This window comes from Pseudacidovorax intermedius, from assembly GCF_001476815.1.
GTDB classification, from domain to species: domain Bacteria; phylum Pseudomonadota; class Gammaproteobacteria; order Burkholderiales; family Burkholderiaceae_C; genus Xenophilus; species Xenophilus intermedius_A.
Window position 1 is genome coordinate 1 of record NZ_LDSL01000225.1, and the last position, 2,054, is coordinate 2,054.

The 2,054-nt window shown below is 70.1% G+C and carries 1 protein-coding gene; it reads right to left on the reverse strand.

Translation table 11 applies throughout. The features are described 5' to 3' along the window. On the reverse strand, window positions 1–2,054 hold a 2,054-nt coding region (locus tag NS331_RS27285), incomplete at both ends, for a hypothetical protein (RefSeq protein ID WP_440589403.1).

The following is a 2,054-nucleotide window of genomic DNA, read 5'->3' on the forward strand; positions in this document are numbered from 1 at the left end:
GCAGGCGTCGGAGCCGGCGTGGGCGCAGGTGTCGGGGCCGGCGTGGGCGCGGGCGTCGGAGCCGGTGTGGGCTCAGGTGTCGGAGCCGGTGTGGGCGCAGGTGTCGGAGCCGGCGTCGGCTCAGGTGTCGGGGCCGGCGTGGGCGCGGGCGTTGGAGCCGGCGTGGGCGCAGGCGTCGGAGCTGGCGTGGGCGCAGGCGTCGGAGCCGGGAACGAGTTCTGAATGGCCTGCGCGTAAGCACTCGTGTAGCCCGCGATGGCCGCGTCCAGCTCCCCGATGATCGCGTTTGGAACACTGACGCCGAAAGGCGTGCTGTGGTCTGCGATCAACGCATCGACCTGCTGAAGCACCGTTTCTTGCACGGCAGCCGCGACGCCGTCGATGGCAGCCACCTTGGCCACAGCGGCATCGAAGCGCGCATCGCCGCGCGGGTTCTCGACTGCCAGCACCTGGCGCGCCTCGGACAGCGAGATGCTGCCGCCGGCCATGGCCGAATCGATCCGTCCCCAGAGTCCAATGGGCGTAGCCAGGGCCAGTGCGAAAGCCGAGGCGTCGCTCGACGAGTCCCCGCCCGCGGGCAGTACCGCCAACATGGCGGCCTGCAGCGTCGAGCCGCTGGCCATCGCCTGGCTCAGCGCCAGCGAGGCCGTCTTGAGGTTGGCATAGCTCAACGCGTCGCCCTCGACGCCGTCCCAGGCGCCGGCCGCGATGGTCAGGGACTGGATCGCCGCATAGGCCTTGAGCTGGGCCGCGTAGACCGCCTCGCCCGCCGCCGCGGTGGCGGGGTCGCTGCTCTTCATGGCCGCGATGGCGTCGAACTTGAGCAGGTCGACATTCGCGCCGCTGCTGCCGATGCCCAGGAAGGACTTGAGCGCGGCCTGCGTCAGGTTCGGGTCCAGCGACAGCAGCATCGTCAACGGCGAAATGATCGTCGCGCCGTCCGCATTGCCCGTGGCGCTCATCATGCCCAGCGCCTTGCCCGTGTCCGCGTCGATGCCGCCCGCGGCCACCACCAGCTTGCCGATGTCCGACTTCAGGAAGCCGTTGAGCGCGAAGTTGCCGTTGGCGTCGGTGGTGGTCGAGAACTCGTTGCTGTCGAGCACGCCGTCGCCGTCGGCGTCGTAGAACACCGTGGCATTCTTGACGTAGCCGTCGACGACCTTGCCGTGCAGGTAGGTCTCGTAGGTCTGCGCCGTGCTGGTGACCGCGGTGGCGATCTGCTGCTGGATGGCATCGACATCCACCGGCTGCCCCGTGGCCACCTTGTCCACCACCTGCAGCAGCAGGTCCTGCGACACGGCGGCGGCGGCCTTGGCCTGCGCCGCCTTGGCGAGCGCCGCTGCGAACTCCGGGTTGGACGTGTCGCCCGACTGCAGCAGCTTGCGGGATTCCGACAGCGACAGGCCGCCGGGCGCGGTGCTGTAGGCGATGTCGATCTGCGTGACGGCGGTCTGCGTGGCGGCCACGATCTTGGCGGCCTGGACCGGGTCGGCCACCACCTTCTCGATCGCCACGCTGGCGATGGCCTTGATGGCGGCCGAGCCGCTCTGGTCGCCGCTGCTGCTGCCGATGGCTTCGCCGACCGCCTTGATGGCGGTGCTCACCGCCGTCAGGTCGACGGCGCCGCCACCCGCGACGGCCGCCGCCTTGGTCGCGGCCTGCACCACGGCATAGATCTGTTGCTGCGCCGAGAACACCTTCTCGGCGATGGCTGCGGCGGCGGCATTGCCGGTGTCCATGACCGCGATCGGGTCGTAGGTCAGCAGGTCCACCGAGGCGTCGATGCCCAGCACGGCCTTGAGCTTGGCCTGGTCGAGCCCCGGGTTCAGCGCCACGAGCAGGCTCAGCGGCGAGATCACCGACGTGCCCTCGGCCAGCGGCGCGATCAGCAGGCCGACGGTCTTGCCGGTTTCGGCGTCCACGCCACCGGCCTCCACCACCAGCCGGCCGATGTCGGTCTTGGCGAAGCCGGTCAGGGTGAAGTTGCCCTTGGCGTCAGTGGTGGTGAAGATTTCGTCGGGGTCGCGGATGCCGTCGCCGTCGGCGTCGTAGAA